The sequence below is a fragment of the Leptolyngbya sp. O-77 genome, from assembly GCF_001548395.1.
Classification (GTDB): domain Bacteria; phylum Cyanobacteriota; class Cyanobacteriia; order Elainellales; family Elainellaceae; genus Thermoleptolyngbya.
Map to the genome: position 1 here is coordinate 3,065,798 of NZ_AP017367.1, position 25,448 is coordinate 3,091,245.

Sequence of the window (25,448 nt, forward strand, 5' to 3'; positions counted from 1 at the left end):
TTGAGGCAAGCGGTTTGCTTTAAGCCATTTATGATTTATGAACTTAGCATAGGGACTTAGCAAAAAGGGGGAGATGAAGGCAATCCATCTCACCCTTTTTGAATTGGGTTTGAATTTGATATTTGAACTGGGCGCTTGGACTTGGCGTTTGAGCGTAGGAGAAGCACTCGGCAAGCGCTCTATGCTTCTCCTACGTCCCTAGTCTTCGTCCTCGTCGTCCTCGTCGTCCTCGTCGTCAGCGTACTCGTCGGCCAATTCATCGTCTTCGAGTACACCAGAGAAGGCATCGTCACCAAAGCCGTGCGACGGACGCGGAAACTCAGTCCCTTCTCGCATTCCCAGACCTTCCGGTGGCGGAAACACGTCAAAGCCGCTGTCTAGGTCATAGCTGCGGGCGGTCAGGTCATCCAGCACCACATCATTCAACCCCATATCATCCAGCGCGTCGAGGTCAACGCTAGTGGACTCTTCGTAGGCATTGAAACCCGTGCCCGCTGGAATCAGACGACCAATGATCACGTTTTCCTTCAGACCCCGCAACCAGTCCGACTTGCCCTCGATCGCCGCTTCGGTCAACACGCGAGTCGTTTCCTGGAAGCTGGCGGCTGAGATGAAGCTGTCGGTGTTCAGCGAGGCCTTGGTAATCCCCAGCAGCACCGGGGTATATTCCGCTGGCGCACCGCCCGTAATCGACATCGCCTCGTTTACCTGCTGAATCTGGTGCAGTTCCACCAGTTCACCCGGCAGCATGGTGGTGTCGCCCCCATCATCAACCCGCGCCTTGGAGGTCATCTGGCGCACAATCACCTCAATGTGCTTGTCGGAGATCTCAATTCCTTGAGACTGATACACCGACTGCACTTCGTTCACCAGGAAGGTTTGCACCTTCTCCAGGCTGATCAGTGAGGCTTCGTGAACGCCCAGCGTTTCCCGATGCAGATCAAAGAAGATCTCCAGGATCTCGTGGGGATTAGCGGGACCGTCCGTCAGCGGTTCGGCTGCACCAACCTCCTGCCCGTCAATGATCAGCATGTTCTGTCCCGGTCCGATGGGATACTCGGTGATTACGCCGTCCGCTTCCACGACCTTTACCTGCACCGTGTCGTCGTCGCTGTAGACCACCTGCGCCGTGCCCGGCCGCCGCGCCAGCACGCAGGCTTCTTTGGGTTTGCGGGCTTCTAGCAGTTCTTCAATCCGGGGTAGACCCTGGATGATGTCTCCAGTCTTGGCGCGTTCAAACACCAGCAGCACCAGGTTATCGCCCCGTTGCACCAGGTCGCCGTCATCGATGTGCAGCACGGCACCTGCCGACACGCGATAGGGACGCGCCAGTCGCAGTTGCACCTGGGAATCGCTCACCGACAGGACTTGGCCCGACTCTTCAATGGTGACTCCATCGGCGATCGCCGCTCCGGCTACCAGCAAATCGCCCGCTTTAACGCTAGGCGTTTTGCCCTGCGTATCAACCGTCAGCTTATCCGACTCACGAACCACCAGAATCCGGCGGGCTGATTCGTTGCTGCCGACACCGCGCACCTCGCCACCTTCCTTACATAGGATCTCGGTGCGGGCCACTTCGTCTCCTGGCGAGATCTGATCCCCGTCTTTCACCAGCAGCGTGGTCAGCGTGCTGCCCTGGGTTTGGTCGGCAGGCACGTCGCGACGAATCACCAGTGATTCCAGAATCACCAACTGAAGGCGCAGCAGTTCAGGATCAGATTCATCAGGCACTAGCTCGATATCTGCGGCCAGTTGTGCATCTTGATCAATCTCCAGCACTAGCTGAGTCCGTAGCAGTTCCAGCCCTTCGACCGACTTGACGCGCTCACCGTCCTTATACATCGTCCGCTGCACTGCCCGGAGTTGAATTGCACGACCCGACTCCTCGCTGGTTGAAGACTGACTGGGCACCGAAGGCTCGTCGGGCACAGAGAATTCCGTCACCGGACGCAGCAGCAGTGCTGGACCTTCGGGCGAATCGACATATTCGACGTAGCGCAGATCCGTCAGTTCAAGTCCAGGCAGCAGTTCTTCGCCAGGGTTGGCGATCGTGCCGTTGCGGCTCATGACGGCTTCTGGGTTATCGACCATGTGCAGTTCGCCGGGCTTGATCACGATTTCCCGCAGAATGTCGTTCTTTTGGGTCACTTCCACTACGCCGCTGCTCTGGCAGAAGATGTCTTTGACCACTTCGGTGCCCGCTTCCACAAACTGCCCGTCTTCGACCAGCAGCAGCGAAATGTCTTTGTTGACTTCGTGGGATTCTTCAGGAATCCAGAGAATCGTGCCGCCCTTGACGACTTCATAGCCCTGCTTGGCTTTGCCGCGCTTTTCTAGCTCGATGCCAGAGAATTTGATGATGCCGCCCGTTTGGGTGTGATAGCGGTCGTCAATCAGTTCTGCGACAACCTGCTTATTGACAACCTTGGTGCCGGGTGTGGCAATCAGGGAGAAGCGCTGGTTGTGCTGCGTTTCGATGATGTAGTGTTCGCGACCTTGCTGGCTTTCAGCAATGACGCGGGCCTGATCGAGCAGCACCGATGCGGTGATGATTTCGACCTCGCGCCCCGCTTTGCCTTCACCATCTTGGGGCAGGCGCACTGTCCCGCCGTTTTCGGTGACGAGCTTGGTTTTGGCGAGGATGCTGTTGGCTTCGACGCGATCGCCATTCTTGACGACGGGTTCTGCGCCTGGCGGCAGGTTATACACCTCGCCCGACAGCACCCATAGCAAACCGCCCCGCTGGGCAATGCGGGTAATGTTGCCCTGGCGATCGCGCTTCTCTTCGGGCACCAGGTCAGCAAATTTCACCTCACCAGCCAGGTCAGAAGCCACGTCCTTACTGGCTTTTTCCGTCACCTTGCGGACGCGACCCGTCGCGGGCAGTTCCGCCAGGATTTGATCGGTCACCACTGATTGACCTTCTTGGGCAAACAGAATGGAACCTTGAGTAATTGTGTGGGACTCTTTGCGGCTGCCATGCTCCACAATCACCTCGACCGAGGGCGATTCGATAATCAGCGCGTCTTCGCCGTGGCGGGTGCGGAAGGGGCGAGAGCGCAGCACTTCGTCCTTACGCCTTAGCTTCAGGTGGACGGTGCCGTTGAAGCTGGCGCGGATCGTCGGAGCTTGTTCGCCGGTCACCGTGCCGCCCGTGTGAAACGTCCGCATCGTGAGCTGGGTGCCGGGTTCGCCGATCGACTGTGCCGCGATGATGCCCACGGCTTCGCCCATGTCTACTAGGTGGGCATGGGCCAGACTCCAGCCGTAGCAGCGCTGGCAGACGGAGCGCGAGGCCTGGCAGGTGAGGGGCGATCGCACGACCACTTCCTCTACCTTGGCTCGACCAATTTCTTCTGCCATATCGTCAGAAATTGGCTCATTGCGCGGAACAATCACCTCACCCGTTTCGGGATGAATTACATCCTCCGCAGGCACGCGACCCAGCAGCCGATCCTTCAGCGGAATCAACACCCGCTCCCCGTCCGTCATGCTGCGGATGGGAATACCGCGCTCCGTGTTGCAGTCTAGCTCGCGAATAATCACGTCCTGCGCCACGTCCACCAGACGACGGGTAAGGTAGCCGGAGTCTGCCGTCCGCAGCGCCGTGTCTACCAGACCTTTGCGCGCCCCGTAGGAGGAGATGATGTACTCCGTGACTGTCAGCCCTTCGCGGAAGTTGGTTTTAATCGGCAGGTCAATAATTTCCCCCTGCGGATTCGCCATCAGACCGCGCATCCCCACCAACTGACGCACCTGGGAGATATTTCCCCGTGCGCCGGAGAACGCCATCATGTAAACCGAGTTGAGCGGGTTGCTCTCGCGGAAGTTGCGAACCACCGCACTGGTTAGGTCTTCGTTGGTGCTGTTCCAGGTGTCGATCACCTTCTGGAAGCGCTCTACTTCGGTGATGTCGCCGCGAGTATAGCGCTCCTCCGTTTTGCGGATTTCGTCTTCGGCTTCGTCGAGCAGTTTGCGCTTGCTGGGCGGAACCTGCAAGTCGTCTACACTAATCGACACCCCCGCCCGCGTAGCAAACTTGAAGCCCAAATCCTTTAGCTCGTCGGCTACCTGTGCGGTGCGGGCAGTCCCGTAGTGGGTGAAGGCCCAGGCAATCAGTCGCCGCAACTGCTTTTTATCGATCACGCGATTGCGAAACACGACGGGCTTTTCGGATCGTTGAATCGAACTTTGCTCTGTCATAGATGATGTCCCGCCCTTCAAAACTTAAAAAGGTTAGCAATACTGGGTGGCTGCCTGGCAGCTACACCGAGGTGCAGCCCGCGAAACCGGAAACGAATGGGTCAAGGAGTTCTGTGGGGCGATCGCCCTTTACTTCCCGACACAAATCAACAGTCCAACCAGTGGGAAATAGTGGGGCGATCGCCGTCAACTGCCTTAGTTGACCAGTGCTTCCTGAATCGTTTTGTGGTAGATGATGCGACCCGGCGTTGTGCGAATGTATTGAGACACCCGGTTGCCCTCGGTATCTTCCCGGACGCGCCGATACTTGTAGAGCTTTGTCACAATGCCGTCTTCAGAGCGCTGCTCTTCAATCGGTTCGTCATCTGGCTCTGGTGACTCTACCGCTCCATCAAACCGCACCCAGACGTAGGCGTGCAAATCGACCTGCTGCTGCTCATAGGCGACAACTACATCATCTAGATTAGAGAAGTAGCGATCCTTGCCCTTGGTAGCATTGGGGTTTTCTGCCGTCAGATAGTAACAGCCCAACACCATGTCCTGGCTCGGTGTCACAATCGGACGACCCGTTGCCGGAGACAGAATATTGTTCGAGGCCAGCATCAGCAAGCGGGCTTCGGCCTGGGCTTCCAGCGACAGCGGCACGTGAACCGCCATCTGGTCGCCGTCAAAGTCCGCGTTAAAAGCCGGACACACCAGCGGGTGAAGCTGAATCGCTCGACCATCCACCAAAATCGGCTCAAACGCCTGAATGCCCAGGCGGTGTAGCGTTGGCGCTCGGTTGAGCAGCACGGGGTGGCCGTCGATTACCTCTTCCAGCACGTCCCAAATTTGGGGATCGTTGCGCTGGATCATCTTTTTCGCCGCCTTGATATTGTTCACCAAGCCCTGGCGAATTAGGCGGTGAATCACGAACGGCTGAAACAGCTCGATCGCCATCTCTTTGGGCAGGCCGCACTGGTGAATTTTGAGCTTGGGGCCGACCACAATGACCGAACGACCGGAGTAGTCCACCCGCTTGCCCAGCAGGTTTTGGCGGAAGCGTCCCTGTTTCCCTTCGATGATGTCCGACAGGGACTTCAGCGGGCGGTTGTTGGCTCCGACCACGGTGCGGCCGCGCCGTCCATTGTCGATTAGCGCGTCCACGGCTTCTTGCAGCATCCGCTTTTCGTTGCGGACGATGATCTCCGGAGCGAGAATTTCCTGGAGCCGAGCCAGACGGTTGTTCCGGTTAATGACCCGACGATACAAATCATTCAGGTCGGAGGTGGCAAAGCGACCGCCGTCCAATTGCACCATCGGGCGTAGATCGGGCGGAATCACGGGGATCACATCCAGCACCATCCACTCCGGCTTGGATTGGGTGGCGATGAAGTTGTCGATCACTCGCAGCCGCTTGATCAGCTTGGCGCGTTTTTGTCCCTTAGCGGTGGCGATTTCTTCGCGGAGCTGCTCCGCCTCTTTCTCCAAATCCAGGTCTTCCAGCAGGCGTTTCAGGGCTTCTGCGCCAATGCCCACTTCCACGCCGGTAAGCTGTGAATCTTCGCTGTAGAGCTGGTCTTCGATCTCAATCCACTGATCTTCTGTCAGCAGTTGCTTATAGCTTAGGTTTTCGGCGTTGCCAGGGCTGAGGACGACGTAGGAGTTGAAATAGACAATTTGCTCAACGTCCCGTAGCGGCATATCCAGCAGGATCGCCATATAGCTGGGGATACCCTTGAGATACCAGACGTGAGCAACTGGAGCCGCCAGCTTAATGTAGCCCATGCGGTGGCGGCGGACGCGAGATTCGGTCACCTCGACACCGCAGCGCTCGCAGACGATGCCCCGGTGGCGCACCCGTTTGTATTTGCCACAGTGACACTCCCAATCCTTGGCCGGGCCAAAAATGCGTTCGCAGAACAAGCCGTCCATTTCCGGCTTGAGGGTGCGGTAGTTAATCGTTTCCGGCTTGGTGACCTCGCCCACGACCTGTCCGTTTGGCAGGGTGCGCTCTCCCCACTGGCGAATCCGCTCTGGCGAGGCCAGCCCAATCTTCACGTAGTCAAACCGCTGTTCGATTTTGGGCATCCGTTGTCCTTCCTTCTGTAACGATGAGGCGCGTAAAAGCTTGAAGCGTATTCGAGAGACAGGCGAGTTGGAAACTGGGACAGCCTGCCTGAATTAAAGAAGCCGCGAGGTGAAAGCACTGGAGGGCGATCGCCCAGTCCCCGATTTTTGTCAGATTCGGGTGGGGCGATCGCACAACGGTTCCTCCGGCGGCTACTCGTCGCTGTCGTCCAGCTCGTCTCGTGAAATCGACTCGTAGGTGGGGCGCGACGGCGCACGGCGACTGCTGACATCGGCCATCAGGTCGATTTCCACATCGCGACTGGTTCCGTCTTCCTGGGTTTGCAGCTTGTGCGCCGCAATATCCAAACAGAGTGACTGCAACTCACGCATCAGCACCTTAAAGGACTCTGGCGTACCCGGTCGCGGGATCGCCTTGCCCTTCACAATGGCGTTCAGCGCTTCGTTCCGCCCCTGCATATCGTCGGACTTCACCGTCAGCAGCTCTTGCAGAATGTAGGCAGAACCAAAGGCCTCCAGCGCCCACACCTCCATCTCGCCAAACCGCTGACCGCCCTGCTGCGCCTTGCCGCCTAGAGGCTGCTGCGTCACCAGCGAGTACGGGCCCGTAGAGCGGGCGTGGATCTTGTCGTCCACTAAGTGAACCAGCTTCAGCATGTAAGCCTTGCCCACGGTCACAGGCTGGTCAAAGGGTTCGCCCGTGCGCCCGTCGTAGACCTGGATTTTGCCCGGATTATCGGGGTTGAAGACCCAGGGCTGTCCAGTCTTTTCGGCGGCCTCTTGCAGCTTGGCATGGGTGGTCAGCCGTGAGGCTTCCTGCCCGTACATTTCGTCAAAGGGGGTCATCTTGAACCGTACCCCCAAGTTTTCGGCCGCCCAGCCCAGGAGACACTCAAACACCTGACCCACGTTCATTCGAGACGGCACACCCAGCGGGTTCAGCACAATGTCAACTGGACGACCGTCGGGCAGGTAGGGCATATCCTCCAGCGGCAGAATTCGGGAAATAATCCCCTTGTTGCCGTGGCGACCCGCCATCTTGTCGCCCACCTGGATTTTGCGCTTTTGCGCCACGTAGACGCGCACCACCATGTTTGCCCCAGGAGGCAGTTCGTCGCCCTGCTCGCGAGTAAACACCCGCACATCCACCACGCGGCCCTTCTCGCCGTTGGGCACGCGCAGCGAGTTGTCTCGCACGTCTCGTGCCTTTTCGCCAAAGATGGCCCGCAGCAGCTTCTCTTCGGGCGGCTGATCCGATTCACCCTTGGGGGTCACTTTGCCCACCAGAATGTCTCCTGCTTCTACCCAGGCTCCGATCCGGATGATGCCCGTTTCGTCCAACTGGCGCAGCGCGTCTTCCCCCACGTTGGGAATTTCGCGAGTGATTTCTTCCGGGCCCAGCTTCGTCTGGCGGGCTTCAATCTCGTACTTTTCGATGTGGATTGAAGTGTATACGTCGTCGTAGACCAGGCGCTCGCTAATCAAAATTGCGTCTTCGTAGTTATAGCCTTCCCAGGGCATATAGGCCACGAGGATATTTTGCCCCAGCGCGATTTCGCCGCCCTCAGCCGCCGAGCCATCCGCCAAAACCTGACCCGCCACCACGCGATCGCCCACATTGACAATCGGGCGCTGATTCAAGCAGGTATCCTGATTCGAGCGCTGATACTTTTGCAGGATGTACTCTTTCTCCTTGCCGTTTTCGCCACGCACCCGAATGCGGTTGGCATCCACATAGGACACCTCGCCGTCAAACTGATTGACAATCACCATGCCAGAGTCACGAGCGGTCTGGGCTTCCAGTCCCGTGCCCACCAGCGGACGCTCAGGACGCAGCAGCGGCACTGCCTGACGCTGCATGTTCGATCCCATCAGAGCGCGGTTCGCATCGTCATGCTCTAGGAACGGAATCAGAGAGGTCGCCACCGAGATAATCTGCACCGGCGAAATCGCCACATAGTCCACCTCGGCAGGTGTGGTGGTGGTGAAGTCGCGGCGATAGCGCACAGGCACCTGCTCGCCCATGATGTAGCCGTTTTCATCAACCGACACATCCCCCGGTGCCACCCGTAGGTCATCTTCTTCATCTGCCGTCATATAGACGGGCGGCTTTTCCTTCAAGACCCGGCCCTCTTTGACCTCGTAAAACGGCGTTTCAATAAACCCGTAGGGATTAACGCGGGCGTGAGTTGCCAGAGAGCCGATCAGTCCAGCGTTTGGGCCTTCTGGTGTCTCAATGGGACAGATGCGTCCGTAGTGAGAAGGGTGAATGTCGCGCACGGCAAAGCCCGCCCGCTCTCGCGTCAGACCACCAGGGCCTAAAGCGCTAAGACGGCGCTTGTGGGTCAGCTCTGCCAGCGGATTAGTCTGATCCATGAATTGGGAAAGCTGGGAGGAGCCAAAGAACTCTTTGATCGCGGCCACCAGCGGCTTGGGGTTGACTAGCGAAGCAGGCGTCAGCGTGTCGGCATCCGATACGGTCATCCGCTCTCGGATAATCCGCTCCAGACGGTTCAAGCCGACGCGCACCTGATTTTGCAGCAGTTCACCGACCGATCGCACCCGGCGGTTGCCTAGGTGGTCGATGTCGTCCACCATGCCAATGTCAAATTCCAGGTTGATCAGATAGTCGATCGCCGCCAGAATGTCCTGCGGTGTAAGCACGCGCACGGTTTCGGGTACGCTCAGCCGCAGCTTTTTGTTGAGTTTGTAGCGGCCGACGCGGCCCAGGTCATAGCGCTTGGGATCAAAGAAGCGGGAGTCGAGCAACTGCTGACCGCCTGAAACCGTTGGCGGTTCGCCCGGACGCAGCTTTCGATACAGCTCCATCAGCGCTTCTTCTTCGCTGAACTGACCTTCCTTGTCGATGGTTTTTTGGAAGTATTCGGGATGGCGCAGCGCGTCGAAAATTTCGCCGTCGCTCAGACCCAGCGCCTTGAGCAATACCTGAGCAGAGAGCTTGCGGGTCTTGTCGATGCGTACCCACACCAGATCATTTTTATCTGTCTCGAACTTCAACCAGGCTCCCCGGTTGGGGATCAGGCTGGCGTTGTAGGTGCGGCGACCGTTCTTGTCTGTCTCTGCTTTGTAGTAAACGCCAGGGCTGCGAACGATCTGGTTAACAATGACGCGCTCGGCCCCGTTGATGATAAACGTACCCCGATCGGTCATCAGCGGCAGGTCGCCAATAAAAACTTCCTGTTCTTTGATCTCGCCGGTTTCTTTATTAATCAGACGAGTGGGCACATACATCTGAACGGCGTAGGTGCTGTCTCGCCGCTTAGCCTCGTCTACGTCATACTTGGGGCGTTTCAGCTTATAGTCTTTGCCCAAGAAATGAAGTTCGAGCTTGCCCGTGTAATCCGTAATAGGAGAAAAGCTGTCTAGCTCTTCAATCAGTCCTTCTTCCAGGAACCAGCGGAAGCTTGCACGCTGGATTTCGACCAAATCGGGCAGCGTAAAGTTGGCAGTGGCTTGTGTAGTCATGCGTCTCCTCGAACAGGTCAATTCTGGGGAGCATCCCAGAGAGCAAGGCAGTAGGGTCAAAAGCGCGGTCAGGGGTTTGCAAACTCAAGGAACAGGCGAGAATAAGGGATTCCCAATGCCGAGATGAGCTAAGATGACGTGAAACGGCGATCGCCACACAAGTTCCTGAGTTCTGAACTAGCAGAAGACAAGGGCTTGCGTGGACGCAAAGGCTCTCCAAACTGTCTCAGTGAGCCGATCGAACTCAGGGAAAAGCTCGCAGTAGGGCAATTTGAATGTCCTGACAGGGGCAACTTCAGGCTGAACAGGCTGAACAGTGCTAAACGGTATCAATTTGAATCTCAAATCGGCTGAATGAGCTAAGCTGGGCGGAGTAGGGGAAGGGTTGGTGAGCGCAGTTGGGAGGGTTGCCGCTAGGGGCAATGCAACCCGTGGATGAGAGAGTCGCGCCAAAGGGCATATCGGCAGAAAGAAAAATAGAGAAGCATTTATATAAGAAATCTGAATCTAACCGATTGTCAGCAAAGTGGCAAGGGAGCCATGAAACGGTGCTGAATCTAGAGCCGCAGAGCAGCATACCACCAACAACCCTGCGATGCTATGCGCGACCCCTATACGCGACCCCTATAAGATTATGACGCATGTCGCCTAATCCGTGTCTAGTTTTTCGCAAATCCCTCTTGACAAACTTTTGCTAGGGCTGCTAGCAGGATGGAATCTGCAACAAGCTAAGAATTGTCGCTAGGACATTCGGGGTGAAGACAGGGACGGCAGCCGATCCAGAGATGCCCACACGGGATCTGAGGCTGGAACGTCGAGCCGGAATAGGCGACGGGCATTCTGGGTTGTCTGGTGGGCGATCGCCTCCAGGGATTCTCCCCGCAATTCCGCCACACGCTCCGCCACATAGCGGACATAGGCAGGCTGATTGCGCCGTTCGCCCCGCTTGGGAACGGGGGTCAGAAATGGACAGTCGGTTTCGACGAGGAGGCGATCGCCCGGAACTCGCTGAGCCGAAGCCTGTACCTGGCTTGCGTTCTTGAACGTGACAATGCCGCTAAAGCTGATATAGAACCCCAATTCTAGAAACCAGTCGGTTTCCTCTGGGGTGCCGCTCCAGCAGTGCATCACGCCGCGAACGGGCCCATCCACCGCCCAAATCTGGCGCAGGCTCGCCGCCATTTCAGCCGCTGCATCCCGGCAGTGGATGATGACCGGCAAGTCCAACGCTCGCGCAATCCGGATCTGAGCCTCGAACACCTCAAACTGAAGCGCCCGATTATCCGCCTTGTAAAAATCCAGCCCCATTTCGCCAATCGCTACGACTCGATGATCCGAGCGGGCCAGAGTGCGAATTTCGTCGGCCATCGTCGCAGTCCACCGATCGGCATCCAGCGGGTGCAACCCGACCGCGAAGGAAATCTCTGGAAACTGATCGGCGATCGCCCGAATTGCGTCAAATTCGGCAGGCTCAACGCAGGAGTGAACCAATTGCACCACACCCGCCGCCCGCCATGCCGAAGCAACCTCCAGCAAATCAGGCTGAAAGCTGTCAAAGTTGAGATGAACGTGGGTGTCGATCAGAGGAAACAGTGGGGTCACAGCGATAAAGCCACCCGCTAGGGCCGACAAGAAAGGCTGGATATGTTGAGATGTGATGCGCTCGGACTTGACAGAGGGCTGGCCTAGACTTGGCCAATCCAAATCGAAAGCCAATCCGATCTAAACTTGCCGATGCCCTAAAAACTCACCCACAAGCCACTACCGGCTCGCATGGCGGGGTACTCTGGGCAGGTTCGAGCAACCTAGATCTAAGCTTCACCCAAGCTTCATCTAAGCTTTGGCGGCTGTCTCCGTTTGAGACTTTAGCGCCTTGGCCAGCCGAGCCTTCCGCCGTGCCCCGGTATTCGGGTGAATCACGCCCCGCTTCACTGCTTTGTCAATTTTGCTGTAGGCGGCCGCTAGGCGATCGCCCACTTCTTTCTCTAGCTCCGGCGTTGGATTGGCCGCATATTCATTGACCGTGGTGAAATATCGCTTCATCAGGGTCTTCACCGCAGACTTGTAAGATTTATTGTGCAGTCGGTTGCGCTCTGCAATCTGAACCCGCTTAATCGCAGACTTAATATTTGCCACAGTTTGTCTCTATTGGGTAAAGGCTACAAAATTTCGGCAGCTACTCATTCTAGCGAATAACTCACCAATATGCTAGAACCACTCCCTATAAATCTAGCTCACGGCTACACTAATCCGCTAAAAATCCCGCTAATCTAGAGATAGGTCGTACCCATAGGCACTCAATGGCAGTCCGGTTTTCCTCCAACGAGCGGCAGAGTTGAAGGCTTCTGGGAATGGATTCGGTTTTTGAGTTCGACCTTTGAGTAGACGGGGCACTCCCGGACTGGCGTCTCTCACCTCACTGTGGCAATGCTGCGAATTATCAATCAACGGTCTGAAGCCTCAACGGAGCTGCGGCGAATTTGCGATCGCACCCACGATGAGCAAATCCTCCACAAGGAGGCAACGGTTCAGCAGGTGCTCCAGGCAGTGAGGCGGCAGGGCGATCGCGCTGTTCTACACTACGCCGAAGAGTTTGACCAGGTATCCCTGAAGCCCGAAGAACTGCGAGTCAGCGGCTCCGAGCTAGACGCAGCTTACCAGCAAGTTTCCAAAGAACTGCTTGATGCCATCCGCATTTCCTGCAAGCGGGTAGAGGCCTTTCATCGGCAGCGCGTTCCCAAAAGCTGGGTGCAGTTTGAAGATCCAGAAATCGTCTTAGGCAAGCGCTATACGCCTGTCGATCGGGCGGGGCTGTATGTCCCCGGTGGGCAGGCTGCCTACCCCAGCACGGTGATCATGAATGCGACCCCAGCAAAGGTGGCAGGTGTGGGTCGCATTGTGATCGCCACACCGCCGCGCCCAGATAAAAGCGTGAATCCGGCAATCTTGGTGGCGGCTCAAGAGGCGGGGGTGCAGGAAATCTATCGGGTGGGTGGGGCGCAGGCGATCGCCGCACTGGCCTACGGCACAGACACTATCCCAAAAGTGGACGTAATCACGGGACCGGGGAATATCTACGTCACGCTGGCCAAAAAACTGGTTTATGGAACCGTTGGGATCGACTCCTTGGCGGGGCCGTCGGAGGTGCTAATCATTGCCGACCACACGGCCAATCCCACCCACGTCGCCGCCGATATGCTGGCCCAGGCAGAACATGATTCGCTGGCAGCAGCAATTTTGCTAACGACAGACGCGACCCTGGCCCACAAGGTCGTGGCGGAGGTGGAGCGGATGCTGATCAACCATCCCCGTCGCCTGCTCACCGAAAAGGCGATCGCCCACTACGGTCTTGTGATTTTGGTCGATTCTTTAGCTCAGGCGGCAGAACTTTCCAACGAGTTTGCGCCGGAGCATTTAGAGCTTCAGATTGCCGATCCCTGGGTGCTGCTGGAAAAAATTCGCCACGCCGGAGCCATCTTCCTCGGCCACTCGACCCCCGAAGCCGTAGGCGACTATCTTGCTGGCCCAAACCATACCTTGCCCACCTCTGGCGCGGCTCGCTACGCCTCCGCACTCAGCGTAGAAACCTTTATCAAGCATTCCAGCCTGATTCAGTATTCCCCGGCTGCGCTTCAGGAAATGGCGACAGCGGTTGACACCCTGGCGATGGCCGAGGGACTGCCATCCCACGCCGACTCAGTGCGCCTGCGGGTGCAAAAGCCGACCAGCGCTCAAGAAGTGTCTGGCGATTATCCCATTAGTCCCGAAGCGGGCTTTTAATGCCACGGGTCAGCGTCTTCTCCCAAACCTTGCTGGCTTAACCCGTTCAATCCACACCCTGCTTAGGACTGAGCTTAGGACTGACTCTGGCGGGTGAGGTACTGTCGCAGTCGCATCAGGCTCACAGTCTGCCCCAGATTCAGCGGCAACAGCGAAATTCCCTGCAAAGACGACTGCACCCAGCCCTCGCCCCAATACCACTGGTGAAACCCGTCCACGCCCTGACTGAGCAGCAGCCGCAGACTGTTGGAGTCCAGCACATCGACCTGATGCCGGATGGCAATCGGCCCTAGCCAGCCTGTGAACTGCATTCCCGGTTCCAGGCGATCGCCCAAATCGGGCGAAAAGGTCTGCGGCCCAAGCCACTGACGAAATTCCGCAGGACGCAGCAAGCTATCTCGAATTGCGGCTTCGGAGGCATTTAGCTCAATCCGCAACTCACTGTGTTGAAAAACTCCAAGCATGGTGGCAGGGCGAATGGTCTGGGGTACTGGTCTAGGCTACTGGTCTGGGTTGCTAAGCCGGGTTATGGAGTCTGGAGTACCATCCAGGCACTATTCATCTGGCTCGATTGTGCTGGTCAGCCCGTGGCTTTTCAGCGTTTCGCAGTAAAACTCAGCATGTTCTTGAGCGCAGGTGATCACAAGCGCAACGCCGTTGGTGTGCGCTTCCATCATGATGTTGATGGCCTGCGGAACCGTAAGGTTGGGCACAGTTTTCATCAGCGTTTGAACGACGTATTCCATCGAGTTGAAATCGTCGTTGTGCAGCAACACGCGATAGCGGGGAGCTAGCTTGCGGGAGGTTGAACGCTGTTCAATAGTCTCGACAGCCACAGTTCTAATCCTCTTTTTCTGAAAAGTACAGCAACGTAGCAGGTGCGGTCATATTGCGGTCATATAGATGCAGTCACGACACGCTTGCCTGAATTGCGCCAGTGCAAACCTGTAGTAACAGCTTAACAAGTCTTATGAAGCGCCTGAAGACACGCCAGAGAGATGCCTTGCAAGTACACAGTTCCACCTGTAGATGTATCCAGTGGATAAAGCTAGCAGACATATCTAGCAGACATATATAGACATACACAGGTAGATGAGTGTGCGTCCGCTTGTTCATCCAGCCCGGTCTACTCAGCAGGATGCGTCAAGTAGGCATCATGTCATGCATTGACTTGCTCTCTGTGGGCGATCGCCCGTCTGAAATGGCTCTTCGATCAATACCTTAGCGCGAATTCATATTTCTAAATGTTGCTCAACACTCAACCCTACAAAAAACTGACATTGAACGCATCCCAGGTCAAGAGAATATCAACACCTTGGAGTGTCGCACTGCCAAAACTCCGCGCTCCAAAGAGGCGCTTTCGCAGTTCTCAGCCTTCGCAGTTCTCAATCTCCGCCAGATGCTCCATCGAAGCAGCACTCTCGGCGTAAAAGTCTGGAGCAGTGCCCCGCCCACTTGATAACCCAATAACCCAATTTAGATAACCCAGTTTATAAGATAGAAGAAGGTCAGTCGGCATCAAGTCTCCATCGAGCCAGCGCTTCCCTGCCCATGTGAGATCTTTGGCGGCTGAGCAATCTGCAACTCATCGTCCAGGTAAACGGCTATTCGGGGCGATCGCCAACTAGAGTCATTCATGGATTCAGCTTCTACGTTTCATCCCAGCGAAATCGTCTGCATCGAACATGAAGAAGTCCGCCTTTATGCAGAAGTGATCCAGCTTTCTGAAACTCGCCCGGTCTGCTGGCTACGGCCGCTGCTTTTGGTCACGTTGGTTTCTGAGGAGCAATCCGCGGCCTGCGACGTGAGCGCTCTGGCTAGTTCTGTCCCCCCGCTTGGGCGATCGCTAGAATCAGAGAGAATCCACAGCATGATCGATCTGCGCGAAGGGGCGGATCTGCTCTTGCCTACTGCACTCATGCGCCATGCGCTAGATGTTGAGCTAATTCCGCTGTGGTCAGCGCTGCACTCGCTCAAGCCTGCCGCTGAGGGCGATCGCCCCGTTCAAAATCCCTTGCATTCTTTGACACAAAGACTTTGGGCTGCCTATCCTACAAGCTTCGAGTCTTCGGAGAAGAAATGCAGCTAACCCTTATGGACTAGGCACCAGGCGCACACGGCCCGCATCCATTTCAGACATCAGCAGTTCCAGAGCTTCATAATCTGCGTCTGAAATGTAGCCCAGTCGGGTCAGTTCATAGTTGATTTCGTTCTCAATGTCAGGGGTCAACTGCTTGATATAGAGGGCTTTGGCAACCAGTTGACGAATCACATGGGTAGTCTTCATTGCATTCTTCACCGCAATGTTTGGGGCGTCTCACACTGTTTAAGTTTAAATTGTCGTTCGCTTCTTCGGGAACAGAAGTGATCTCCACCGAGCGAAACAAGTGATCTAAAACGGGTAATTTTTGTGACCTAAATCACTAAGGCTAGGCGGAAATGGGAGTGAAGGGTTGCAGACGGTTCAGAAAGTTGAATCCATTCAGGGGCGACATCAGCCTTTAGCCAAATCGCCAAAACCGCTTCGCTTTGGCTCGCTGAGACAATCTGAGGCTTGTGGGATATTCCGGGGGCGATCGCAGCACCGACTGCTCTCAGTGCGATGTGAGGGTAGATGCCAGCGCAATTTGTAGTAAGCCGCACTCGTAGGAACACTTATTTAAATCTTTATAGAAGAGCGGATTGCTTTTAAAGATTCCGCGAATACACGGAAATAGGCTGGCACGGAACCTGTTGAACGAACTATTTTTCAAGGATCACGGTTTGTGTTCCCACTCGGTATCAGTTTTGAGGTTCAAGAGGTTCAAGAGGTTCAACGTGTCCGTGTACCGTTGGGATTTAGTCAGGGCAGGAGGATTACGCCCTTGCCAAGTCGGCCTTTTCCATCGACTTCCATTCGATTTTCGTTCGGCAGGATTCAACTCAATCGGTAGGGTTCAACTCAGCCTGAACTCTGAACCCTAAATTCTAAACGCGGTTCAATTCTAAATTCTTATCTCTTGTCGGGGTGAAATTAGCTTGTGATGCAAACCTTACTATCAGAATCTCTGCTCTCTGAATTTTCGCCAGTCGGTTCTGCTTCAACAACGGTTGTAGAACCTGTGGGGGCACTCAATGCCTCAAACGCAGCCCTGTTTCAACGACAGTTGGCAACGCTTCTTGCGTCAGATTGTTCGTCCGTGCTGGTCGATCTTAGCCAGGTAGAAACGCTTGACAGCGCGGGGCTAATGGTGCTGATTTCGGCACAAACCGCCGCTCACCAGCACCAAAAGCGATTTGGCATCTGCGGCGTTTCGCCCTCTATCCGCATCATCTTTGAAGTGACACAGCTCGACCGGGCATTTACCCTGTTCGAGAGCCGGGCTGACTACGAAGTGTCTCTCGCATCTTGAGCCAGACAAACATCACTATTGCTCATCGGTTTCGCCATCGGTTCTGCCCAAGGTGGCGTTCACCGCGTAGCCCTGTTAGACTCGCGTCGTCCTCGTATACTAGGTGGGTAGGGATTTAGTTTAGCGAGGCTGGTTTTCTGTGGCGATCGCCCTTGAGCAACTGCTCACCCCCGACATTGCCCGTCCTGCACGATATCTGGGCAATGAGCTAGGGGCTGTTCACAAGCCCTGGTTGGATGCAGACATCCGCTGGGTTTTGACCTATCCCGAAGTGTATGAGGTCGGCGCGTCTAACCTGGGGCACATTATTTCTCTACAGCATTCTCACGCGCAGCCTCGACAACTGTGCGATCGCGCCTATTTGCCCGGCCCTGACCTGACCGCCAAACTCAAAGAATCTAGCACGCCGCTATTTGCCGTCGAGTCTCACCGTTCCCTCAGCGATTTCGACATTCTCGGCTTCAGCCTCAGCTACGAGCTAGGTGCGACCAATATTTTGGAAATGCTGAGCCTGGCCCAGATTCCGCTCACCTGGCGGGAGCGGCAGCAGTCTGGAGTCTGGAGTGTCGAACAGGGGAGCTTTCCACTGATTTTTGCGGGTGGGCAAACGGCTACGTCTAATCCCGAACCCTACGCCGACTTTTTCGACTTTATTGCCCTGGGCGACGGCGAGGAACTGCTGCCCGAAATTGGACTGGTGCTGCAAGAGGGCAAGGCGCAAGGACTGAGCCGTGAGGAACTATTGCTGGATCTGGCGCAGGTTCCGGGCGTGTATGTGCCTCAGTTTTATGAAATGGCGGTGGATGGGGCCGTGCGTCCCCTGCGGTCAGACGTGCCAGAACGGGTACTGCGCCGCGTCGCTGCCCCCATGCCTGCCTACTCTATTGGGCTGGTTCCCTACGTGGAAACCGTCCACGATCGCCTGGTGGTCGAAATTCGCCGGGGCTGCACGCGGGGCTGTCGCTTTTGCCAGCCGGGAATGCTGACCCGCCCCGCACGAGACGTTGCGCCAGAGCAGGTGATCGAAACCATCGAGCAGGGGATGCGGGCGACGGGCTACAACGAATTTTCGCTATTGTCGCTCAGCTGCTCCGACTATCTGGCGCTGCCTGCGGTGGGGCTGGAAATCAAAAATCGCCTGAAGGACGAAAATATTTCCCTCAGCCTGCCCAGCCAGCGGGTCGATCGCTTTGACGAAAATATTGCCAACATCATCGGCGGCACGCGCAAGGGTGGGCTGACCTTTGCGCCAGAGGCGGGCACGCAGCGGCTGCGTGACATTATCAACAAAGGCTTGACCAACGAGGAACTGCTGCGGGGTGTGAAAACTGCCTATGAGCAGGGCTGGGATCGGGTCAAACTCTATTTCATGATTGGGCTGCCGGGAGAGACGGATGCCGACGTGTTGGGCATTGCCGAAACGATGCGGTGGCTCCAGCGGGAATGTCGGCTGAAGGGGCGCAAGCCGCTGAGCTTTAATGTGACGATTTCCAACTTTACGCCCAAGCCCCACACGCCGTTTCAGTGGCATTCGGTGTCTACGGCAGAGTTTGAGCGCAAGCAAAGGCTGTTGCAGCAGGAATTTCGCACGATTCGCGGACTCAAGGCGAATTTTACCGATGTGCGGATCTCGGCAATGGAAGATTTTGTCGGGCGGGGCGATCGCCGCTTGGGAGCCGTCGTGCGGCGCGCCTGGGAACTGGGGGCCCGCGAAGATTCCTGGTGGGAGAGCCTGGAGCGCGCTTTTGCGGCCTGGACGGAGGCGATCGCCGAAGCCGGCCTTACCTGGAAATATCGCCAAGTCGAAAGCGGCGAGTGGAACCTGTTTGGCCAGCCGTCCCCCGCATCCGATTGCCCCACGCCGGACTACAGCGCCCCCCTGCCCTGGGATCACATCGACACAGGCATCAGCAAAACCTGGCTCCAGGAAGACCTGCACCGCGCCCTGGCAGCCGCCACGGTTCCTGACTGCTCCTTCGACGGCTGCTCCCACTGTGGCGTGTGCGGGGCAGACTTTGGACACAACGTGGTCGTGCCGCCGCTACCCATTCCCCAGTTCCAGCATCACTTTACGCCCGAAACCTGCCGTGCCCAGCGGCTACGGGTGCGCTATGGCAAGCTGGGCAGCATGGCGCTGATTGGTCATTTAGATTTGTTGCGCTTGTTTGACCGAGCCATTCGCCGCGCCGCGCTGCCCATCGCCTACACGGGCGGCTTTCACCCCAGCCCCCGCATCATGGTCGCTAGCGCCCTGCCGCTTGGCTCCACCAGCACGGGCGAAGCGGTGGATTTCGATCTAACCACGGTGATAGACCCTGCCGAGTTTGTGGAAAGACTTGCGGCCCAACTGCCTCCCGAAATACCACTGTATGGCGTGGAGGCGATCGCCCCCGACGGCCCCACCGCCACCCAGCAGCTCGACCAGGCAGAATACACCCTGGCGATCGCCCTCTCCGACGAAGCAGCCCCGCCGCTCTCGCCCCAGCAGCCCGCCCAGTGGGTGGAGTCGATCCTCGCCGCCAGCGAACTCTGGTACGACCAGACCACCAAATCGGGCAACGTGCAGAAAATCAATTTGCGCGATCGCCTCAGCAGACTGTCCCTGATTTCTGCCGATGCGCTGCCGGACGCTATCGCCGCAGCCCTGGCAGCCGTTGACCCCGACCGGGCGATCGCCCTGCGCTACGTCGGCAGCTATCGCAACGACGGCACGCTGCTCCGCCCAGAACACGTCGTCTACCTGCTAGAACAGGCCAGCCAGCAGCCCCTGCAACTGCTCCACAGTCACCGCGATCGCCTGATCTTTTAGTGCTTTACCCAGCGCCTCCATCACCGCCCAGTCTATAACAGTGCGCTTTTTAACAGATTGCTCCATTCATCTGTCTACAATTAGAGAGGAGGGTTCGTATCAATTCTCGATTTTGGATTTGCAACTTTGATTGCCAGTCAAGCATCTGCTGGGCTTCTAGCAATCTCATTCGTAGCTCCGCCTAGAAGAATTGATACTTAATGCGTTTCGTCGAGGCATCTCGGCTCGAGACACCTCAAGTGAAGCGCTTGCACCCCGTATCCAGAGCTGCGGACGTTTTGAACCTCAGCCACGGCATTTTTCCATCCCTGTTCCCCCTGTGATAGGAATTATGCAGCGGCTAGTAGCACAATCTTAACGACACGCTATAATGCATTTCAAAAGACGCTGATGCGAACTGAGCGCCCATGTTGCTGCCCGTGGTTCAATAGGCAGACTGTTTGGGAGGGAGTTCGCCTCCGCAGGTTTTGAGACTGAGGACGACTCTGTTGGATGAGTCAAATTGGGAACCTGGCTCCATTGGAAGGTTTGCCCAGTTCTATCAAGCTTGACTAGTGTTGCGTCAAGCAGCTTTTGCGGACTCACTAGCTGCATCATCCGCAGTTCGTGAGCCAACTCGTGAGTCAATCAGCCCATGAGTCGAGCGTTGACAGACCACTAGCGAGCGCTAGCTCCGGGTATCAGAAAGCTCCAGGTATTGAAACGGCAGGCAGCTCTTTAATTGTCTTTACATCCAGAGAAGTTAGAAGCAGTACGCTGTCGAATCGATGGGTAGTAGGGCATTCCTCGTCTACTCGCCGATACCAGGGTCTTCCGTGTTTACAGATCTACACACAAAATCACCGCAGAAGCGCATCCCGCGAATCTGTTCGCTCTGCGTTGCCCCGTTCTGAGGAACTTGAATGTCAAAACAAATTATTATTGCTGAGCAGCATCGAATCGCCGCCGTCTTTTCAGGAGACCAAATTCAAGAGCTAATTGTTGCAACCGGCAGCCACCAGGTCAGCGACATCTACTTGGGCATTGTGGAAAATGTCTTGCCGGGGATTGATGCTGCCTTTGTGAACATTGGAGACAGCGAGCGCAACGGCTTTATCCATGTGTCTGACCTCGGTCCGCTCCGCCTCAAAAAAGCGGCCGCCCCCATCACCGAACTGCTCGTGCCCCAGCAAAAGGTGCTGGTGCAAATTATGAAAGAGCCGACCGGCAATAAAGGACCCCGGCTCACCGGAAACATCAGCCTGCCCGGACGCTATCTGGTATTGATGCCCTCTGGACGGGGCGTGAATCTGTCGCGCCGAATTCGCAATGAAAACGAGCGAAATCGCCTGCGGGCCCTGGCGATTTTGGTAAAACCAGCGGGCATGGGGTTATTGGTGCGAACCGAAGCGGAAGGCGTGCCGGAAGAAGCCATTATCGAAGATTTGGAAGCGCTGCAAAAACAGTGGGAAGCTATTCAGCTAGAAGCTGCCAATACCCGTCCGCCCTGTCTGCTGAATCGAGATGATGATTTTATTCAGCGGGTGCTGCGGGATGTCTACAGCGCTGACGTAAACCGTATCGTGGTGGACTCCCATACGGGGGCAAAGCGCGTTAAACAGCATTTGATGAACTGGAGCGGCGGTAAGGCTCCGGTCGGCGTGTTGATTGACCACCACCGCGAACGCACGCCCATTCTGGAATATTTTCGGGTGAATGCGGCGATTCGCGAGGCGCTGAAGCCGCGAGTAGACTTGCCTTCTGGCGGATACATCATCATCGAGCGCACCGAAGCGCTGACGGTGATTGACGTGAACTCTGGTTCCTTTACTCGCTCTGCGACAGCGCGAGAAACCGTGCTGTGGACGAACTGCGAGGCGGCAGCAGAAATTGCCCGCCAGCTCCGGCTTCGCAACATTGCCGGGGTGATTGTGGTGGACTTTATTGATATGGATTCCCACCGGGACAAACTCCAGGTTTTGGAGCAGTTTAATAAGGCGCTGCGGGCTGATAAGGCCCGGCCCCAAATTGCTCAGCTAACGGAACTGGGACTGGTGGAACTGACCCGGAAGCGCCAAGGGAAAAATATTTACGAATTGTTTGGAAAGGCGTGTCCGACCTGCGGCGGGCTGGGGCATGTGGTGCATTTGCCCGGAGATGCTGAGGAGGTGGCTGTGCCTGCTGAAGTGCCCCGCACGTTCCCGGCTGCTCATGAGTCGCGGGCTGTGCAGTTGAGAGAGCCTTGGGACGCTCCGGAGCTAGAGTTTGGCTCTCCGGCACTGGCAGAGCAGCAGGAGCTAGATTTGACCAACCACCCCAGCTATCAAGACCGAAGCCGAGTGGATAGTCGCCGCCGCCGCCGCAGCCGCCCGCCCCGCTCTGCTGAGCCGGTGGTGCGGGGGAATGGGGGGCGATCGCCCGACCTTGAGGCGGATACAGACGCGCCCGTTGCGCTTGAAGAACTGCCCGTGCTGAACGGCTCCACACCAACCCTAGGAAAAGAGAGCCGAGAGGGGCGAGAGGGGCGGGAAGGGCGCTCAGAAAAGCCAGAGCGGGGTGGGCGCGGGCGACGAGAGCGAGCCGCCGCAGAGCCACAGCAGGTGATCACGGTGGAGATGACCCCAGAGGAGCAAGAGATTTATGCGCTGATGGGGGTTTCGCCGCTGGTGTTGGCACCGGAACCGGTGAAAGATCCAAAAACAACGGTGGTGATGGTTGCGCTGCCGGGGCAGGGGCGACAGGGGGGCAACTCGACGGCTTCTGGTACAACTTCTGGCAATGGCAGCGGGATCTCTGCTGCGCTGCTACAAGAAAAAGAAAAAGCCGAATCTACGCCAGCGCCAGACCCTATTCTGAAATCGGCTGCGCTGGCTGAGCCTGTGGCAAATGCAGAAAGCCTGCCCGCTGAAGTCGCGATCGCCCCGGTTAGTTCCGACCCTGAGGACGGCAATGCGGCTGGAGATAGCAGCGCCCCTCGTCGTCGCCGCCGCCGCCGATCGTCTGTGTCAGCCGACGAGTCGGCCTCCTAGTCAGCCACTGGATGTACCTGAGGTAGAAGAGGGCAGATGGCAGCCGAGCTAATCGCGGGCGTGGATGAGGTCGGGCGGGGGGCGCTGTTTGGGCCCGTGGTGGCCGCCGCCGTGATCTTGCCAGAAAGTGCTGCTGCCGAACTGACGGCGCTGGGTGTGACGGATAGCAAGCTCCTGTCGCCCGCTCAGCGCGATCGCCTGGTGGAACAAGTGCGTCGTCTTGCGATGGATTGCCGGGTTGGTTTTGCCTCGGTGCGGGAGATTGATCGCCTCAATATTTTGCAGGCATCGCTATTGGCCATGCGTCGGGCGATCGCCCGCCTCAGCCCACAGCCGGAGATGTGCTTGGTGGACGGCAACCAGTGCATTCCTGGCCTGCCCATTCCCCAGCAGCCAATCATCAAGGGCGACCAGACCTGTTTGGCGATCGCCGCCGCCAGTATCCTTGCCAAAGTTTGGCGCGATCGCCTGATCGTTCGCCTCTCGGATCGATATCCCCACTACGACCTGGCCACCAATAAGGGATACGGCACGGCGGCCCATCGGCTAGCGCTCCAAACCTACGGCTGCACACCCCAGCACCGCCGCAGTTTCAAGCCTTGTCAGATAGATCACCTAGATCACCCTCCAATCCAGCAGATCCTCGACTTCGGCTCCTAAAGCCTCGCCGCTGAAACGTGGGGAGACATAGTGCCCAAATCTGGGCTAAGCATTGGGTTCACTGGCTCAGTCTGCTGCCAAATCTGGTGCGAAGGAGAGTGAAGCGCGAGCCGGTTCTGCGAGCTGCGCCCTGACCCAATTTTCATAATCCACCAAAAGCTGATGCATGAGCCGCTGCTTCATCGTGCCCAAAACGCTCCGCAGCAGTCCGTTTCCGGTTGCCTCTAGCAAAGGGCGGGGCGTAACCCAGAGCGCAGGTGGCAGACCGACCTCAACCTGCAAATTGGCTTGACCCAGCAGGCGAGTTCCGTAGCGCGTTTGCACAGGCATCAGTTGGCCCAGCAAATCGAGATGAAATCGCTCGTTGATATAGTCCACGCCCAAAATTTCGCTGCCCGCCGACCGCAGCGTGATGCCGCCTTCCGCATCATGCCAAATATCAATATCGACTGTGGGCTGAAGGCTAAGCGTAAGAAACGTAATGGGGCGCATCTTGAGGCGAAAGCGATCGCCCCCCAATGCTTCAACCCGGCTGGGGTCAACCAGCGCGGTTACGAGCCGATGAGGCTGGCGCAGATAGTGCTGAATTGGAATCGGCTGCTCAGGAACCTTGAGTTCGACCGATTGGGAGGCGGAGAAACGAGTCTGCATGTCAGATAGCGTGAGGAGAAAAAATAAATTGCAGGGCAGGGGACATGAAAACTGAATGACCTTGCCGCCTGCTTAACCATCCATTGCAAAAAGACAAAAGACTCAGTAGCAAAAAGCTAGTGCGTAATCGCTCAGCGCTTCAGTCGAGCAATGCATCACCAGTCCGCGCTGGAAACAATACCCCAGAGGTTGCGTAGCACTCTGCCTGAAACATTAGGGAATCGCCAGAATTTACGCTTGACTGGGCACTTGCCGGGGGAGAGACTGGGCGATTGACTCGCGGGTTCATTTGCATCAGCTAAGTTCATCCTGAAGCAATATGAAGCTGCAAACAAGCGTGTTGGCCATCCCTTAAACAAATTTTACAGCTTTTCCCAGAAATCTACCTTGACTATAGGTAGTATACGGAGGCTTTACAGGGAATGCTGAGATTTCTACTGGACACTGTATGACTATTTTGATTGCTCATCTTGGGCCAGCCGGAACCTATGCCGAAGATGCGGCGATCGCCTGTCAGGCATGGTTAGAAAGCACGGCAAGACTGTCGAGCGAACTGCGTCCCTATTCCAGCATTCCAAAAACGCTGCGGGCCACCGAGAGCGGCGAAACCCAGCTTTCGGTTGTGCCGGTCGAAAACTCGATTGAGGGAAGCGTCACCACCACCCTGGATACGCTCTGGCAGATGAATTCCTTGCAAATCCAGCGGGCAATTGTGTTGCCGATAGACCATGCGCTCATCTCCCGCGCCCCCGATCTGGCATCCCTGCAAACGGTGTATGCACATCCGCAGGCCCTCGCCCAGTGTCAGGGGTGGCTAGAGCGGATGCTGCCAGAGGCGCGGCTGATGCCCGCCAGTTCAAACGCCGAAGCCCTGCACCGGCTAGACTCAGAGCCTCAGGCAGGGGCGATCGCCTCTCGCCGCGCTGCCAAGCTCTACAATTTGCCCGTGCTGAGCTACCCGATTAACGACTATCCTGACAATTGCACTCGCTTTTGGGTCTTGGGGTTAACGCCATCCTCCAGCGGCACCCACACCTCCCTGGCCTTCAGCGTACCCGCCAACGTCCCTGGCGCATTGGTCACGCCGCTCCAAGTCTTTGCGACCCGCAATCTCAACCTGAGCCGGATCGAGTCTCGACCCAGCAAGCGATCGCTCGGAGATTACGTCTTTTTCATTGACATCGAAGCCAGCGCGGATGATCCGACCGTTCAGCAGGCCCTCCAGGAGCTAGGGCAGCACACCGAAACCCTAAAACTGCTGGGTAGCTACTCCATTGCGACTGCGGACTAGCGCATCTCGAACGTTTCTGGGAGCGAAGCAATTTGCCATGCAGACTTAGCCTGCCTTTGGGAGAGTAGACGTGAATCGGGCGATCGAAGTCACCACTA

At 56.8% G+C, this 25,448-nt stretch carries 16 protein-coding genes and 1 pseudogene; 8 read left to right on the top strand and 9 right to left on the bottom strand.

The window, feature by feature from the left end; all coding sequences use genetic code 11:
* Positions 1 to 198 precede the first annotated feature (198 nt).
* Entirely contained in the window at positions 199 to 4,203 is a 4,005-nt protein-coding gene (locus O77CONTIG1_RS13065; RefSeq protein WP_068511208.1) for a DNA-directed RNA polymerase subunit beta', read from the bottom strand.
* 204 nt (positions 4,204 to 4,407) lie between these two features.
* Positions 4,408 to 6,273, bottom strand: a pseudogene (locus O77CONTIG1_RS13070) (DNA-directed RNA polymerase subunit gamma); the annotation flags it as partial.
* A gap of 109 nt (positions 6,274 to 6,382) precedes the next feature.
* Here O77CONTIG1_RS13070 and O77CONTIG1_RS26910 point away from each other — a divergent pair.
* Positions 6,383 to 6,511 carry a hypothetical protein gene (locus O77CONTIG1_RS26910; RefSeq protein ID WP_286132310.1) on the top strand — a complete coding sequence of 43 codons (129 nt, stop codon included), beginning with the start codon at positions 6,383 to 6,385 and terminating at the stop codon, positions 6,509 to 6,511.
* On the opposite strand, the gene rpoB is transcribed toward O77CONTIG1_RS26910, so the two are convergent.
* The 3 genes from rpoB to rpsT all read right to left on the bottom strand — a co-directional run bounded on the left by rpoB (position 6,466) and on the right by rpsT (position 11,895).
* A complete protein-coding gene (gene rpoB / locus O77CONTIG1_RS13075) occupies positions 6,466 to 9,759 on the bottom strand; it encodes a DNA-directed RNA polymerase subunit beta (protein WP_068511213.1) in 3,294 nt (1,097 codons plus the stop codon). The genes O77CONTIG1_RS26910 and rpoB overlap by 46 nt on opposite strands.
* Before the next feature lie 741 nt (positions 9,760 to 10,500).
* Positions 10,501 to 11,361 carry a TatD family hydrolase gene (locus O77CONTIG1_RS13080; protein WP_225894574.1) on the bottom strand — a complete coding sequence of 287 codons (861 nt, stop codon included), beginning with the start codon at positions 11,359 to 11,361 and terminating at the stop codon, positions 10,501 to 10,503.
* 231 nt (positions 11,362 to 11,592) lie between these two features.
* Complete coding sequence (gene rpsT, locus O77CONTIG1_RS13085; protein ID WP_068511214.1) at positions 11,593 to 11,895, bottom strand: 30S ribosomal protein S20; 303 nt, start codon at positions 11,893 to 11,895, stop codon at positions 11,593 to 11,595.
* 291 nt (positions 11,896 to 12,186) lie between these two features.
* On the opposite strand from rpsT, the gene hisD reads away from it, so the two are divergent.
* Positions 12,187 to 13,539 (top strand): histidinol dehydrogenase, encoded by a 1,353-nt coding sequence (gene hisD / locus O77CONTIG1_RS13090; RefSeq protein ID WP_068511216.1) that lies wholly within the window; start codon positions 12,187 to 12,189, stop codon positions 13,537 to 13,539.
* A gap of 74 nt (positions 13,540 to 13,613) precedes the next feature.
* On the opposite strand, the gene O77CONTIG1_RS13095 is transcribed toward hisD, so the two are convergent.
* Together O77CONTIG1_RS13095 and clpS are read right to left on the bottom strand one after the other, a co-directional pair.
* Positions 13,614 to 14,003 carry a hypothetical protein gene (locus O77CONTIG1_RS13095; RefSeq protein WP_068511218.1) on the bottom strand — a complete coding sequence of 130 codons (390 nt, stop codon included), beginning with the start codon at positions 14,001 to 14,003 and terminating at the stop codon, positions 13,614 to 13,616.
* 90 nt (positions 14,004 to 14,093) lie between these two features.
* Positions 14,094 to 14,375: an ATP-dependent Clp protease adapter ClpS gene (clpS, locus tag O77CONTIG1_RS13100; RefSeq protein WP_068511220.1), complete on the bottom strand. Its 282-nt coding sequence runs from the start codon at positions 14,373 to 14,375 to the stop codon at positions 14,094 to 14,096.
* A gap of 800 nt (positions 14,376 to 15,175) precedes the next feature.
* On the opposite strand from clpS, the gene O77CONTIG1_RS13105 reads away from it, so the two are divergent.
* A complete protein-coding gene (locus O77CONTIG1_RS13105; protein ID WP_068511222.1) occupies positions 15,176 to 15,628 on the top strand; it encodes a hypothetical protein in 453 nt (150 codons plus the stop codon).
* A gap of 3 nt (positions 15,629 to 15,631) precedes the next feature.
* Here O77CONTIG1_RS13105 and O77CONTIG1_RS13110 read toward each other — a convergent pair whose 3' ends face one another.
* Positions 15,632 to 15,826, bottom strand: coding sequence for a hypothetical protein (locus O77CONTIG1_RS13110; protein ID WP_068511224.1), 195 nt, complete (start codon positions 15,824 to 15,826; stop codon positions 15,632 to 15,634).
* 736 nt (positions 15,827 to 16,562) lie between these two features.
* On the opposite strand from O77CONTIG1_RS13110, the gene O77CONTIG1_RS13115 reads away from it, so the two are divergent.
* The 4 genes from O77CONTIG1_RS13115 (at position 16,563) to O77CONTIG1_RS13130 (ending at position 23,408) form a co-directional block, all read left to right on the top strand.
* Positions 16,563 to 16,931, top strand: a complete 369-nt coding sequence (locus O77CONTIG1_RS13115) for an STAS domain-containing protein (RefSeq protein ID WP_084782602.1) — start codon at positions 16,563 to 16,565, stop codon at positions 16,929 to 16,931.
* A gap of 139 nt (positions 16,932 to 17,070) precedes the next feature.
* Positions 17,071 to 19,740: a TIGR03960 family B12-binding radical SAM protein gene (locus tag O77CONTIG1_RS13120; RefSeq protein WP_068511226.1), complete on the top strand. Its 2,670-nt coding sequence runs from the start codon at positions 17,071 to 17,073 to the stop codon at positions 19,738 to 19,740.
* Positions 19,741 to 20,642: 902 nt separating this feature from the next.
* On the top strand, positions 20,643 to 22,748 hold the full coding sequence (locus tag O77CONTIG1_RS13125; RefSeq protein ID WP_068511228.1) for a ribonuclease E/G: 2,106 nt from the start codon (positions 20,643 to 20,645) through the stop codon (positions 22,746 to 22,748).
* A gap of 36 nt (positions 22,749 to 22,784) precedes the next feature.
* A complete protein-coding gene (locus O77CONTIG1_RS13130; protein WP_068511230.1) occupies positions 22,785 to 23,408 on the top strand; it encodes a ribonuclease HII in 624 nt (207 codons plus the stop codon).
* A gap of 66 nt (positions 23,409 to 23,474) precedes the next feature.
* On the opposite strand, the gene O77CONTIG1_RS13135 is transcribed toward O77CONTIG1_RS13130, so the two are convergent.
* Positions 23,475 to 24,059: a DUF1997 domain-containing protein gene (locus O77CONTIG1_RS13135; RefSeq protein WP_068511231.1), complete on the bottom strand. Its 585-nt coding sequence runs from the start codon at positions 24,057 to 24,059 to the stop codon at positions 23,475 to 23,477.
* Positions 24,060 to 24,507: 448 nt separating this feature from the next.
* Here O77CONTIG1_RS13135 and pheA point away from each other — a divergent pair, with 448 nt between their 5' ends.
* Positions 24,508 to 25,350: a prephenate dehydratase gene (gene pheA, locus O77CONTIG1_RS13140; protein WP_068511233.1), complete on the top strand. Its 843-nt coding sequence runs from the start codon at positions 24,508 to 24,510 to the stop codon at positions 25,348 to 25,350.
* The last annotated feature ends 98 nt before the right edge of the window (positions 25,351 to 25,448 follow it).

Coding starts and splice junctions, on each gene's coding strand:
- pheA (WP_068511233.1), top strand. CDS start 24,508: ATGACTATTTTGATTGCTCATCTTGGGCCAGCCGGAACCTATGCCGAA.
- hisD (WP_068511216.1), top strand. CDS start 12,187: ATGCTGCGAATTATCAATCAACGGTCTGAAGCCTCAACGGAGCTGCGG.
- O77CONTIG1_RS13135 (WP_068511231.1), bottom strand. CDS start 24,059: ATGCAGACTCGTTTCTCCGCCTCCCAATCGGTCGAACTCAAGGTTCCT.
- O77CONTIG1_RS13130 (WP_068511230.1), top strand. CDS start 22,785: ATGGCAGCCGAGCTAATCGCGGGCGTGGATGAGGTCGGGCGGGGGGCG.
- rpoB (WP_068511213.1), bottom strand. CDS start 9,759: ATGACTACACAAGCCACTGCCAACTTTACGCTGCCCGATTTGGTCGAA.
- O77CONTIG1_RS13115 (WP_084782602.1), top strand. CDS start 16,563: ATGCAAACCTTACTATCAGAATCTCTGCTCTCTGAATTTTCGCCAGTC.
- O77CONTIG1_RS13125 (WP_068511228.1), top strand. CDS start 20,643: ATGTCAAAACAAATTATTATTGCTGAGCAGCATCGAATCGCCGCCGTC.
- O77CONTIG1_RS13095 (WP_068511218.1), bottom strand. CDS start 14,003: ATGCTTGGAGTTTTTCAACACAGTGAGTTGCGGATTGAGCTAAATGCC.
- O77CONTIG1_RS13065 (WP_068511208.1), bottom strand. CDS start 4,203: ATGACAGAGCAAAGTTCGATTCAACGATCCGAAAAGCCCGTCGTGTTT.
- O77CONTIG1_RS13105 (WP_068511222.1), top strand. CDS start 15,176: ATGGATTCAGCTTCTACGTTTCATCCCAGCGAAATCGTCTGCATCGAA.
- O77CONTIG1_RS13110 (WP_068511224.1), bottom strand. CDS start 15,826: ATGAAGACTACCCATGTGATTCGTCAACTGGTTGCCAAAGCCCTCTAT.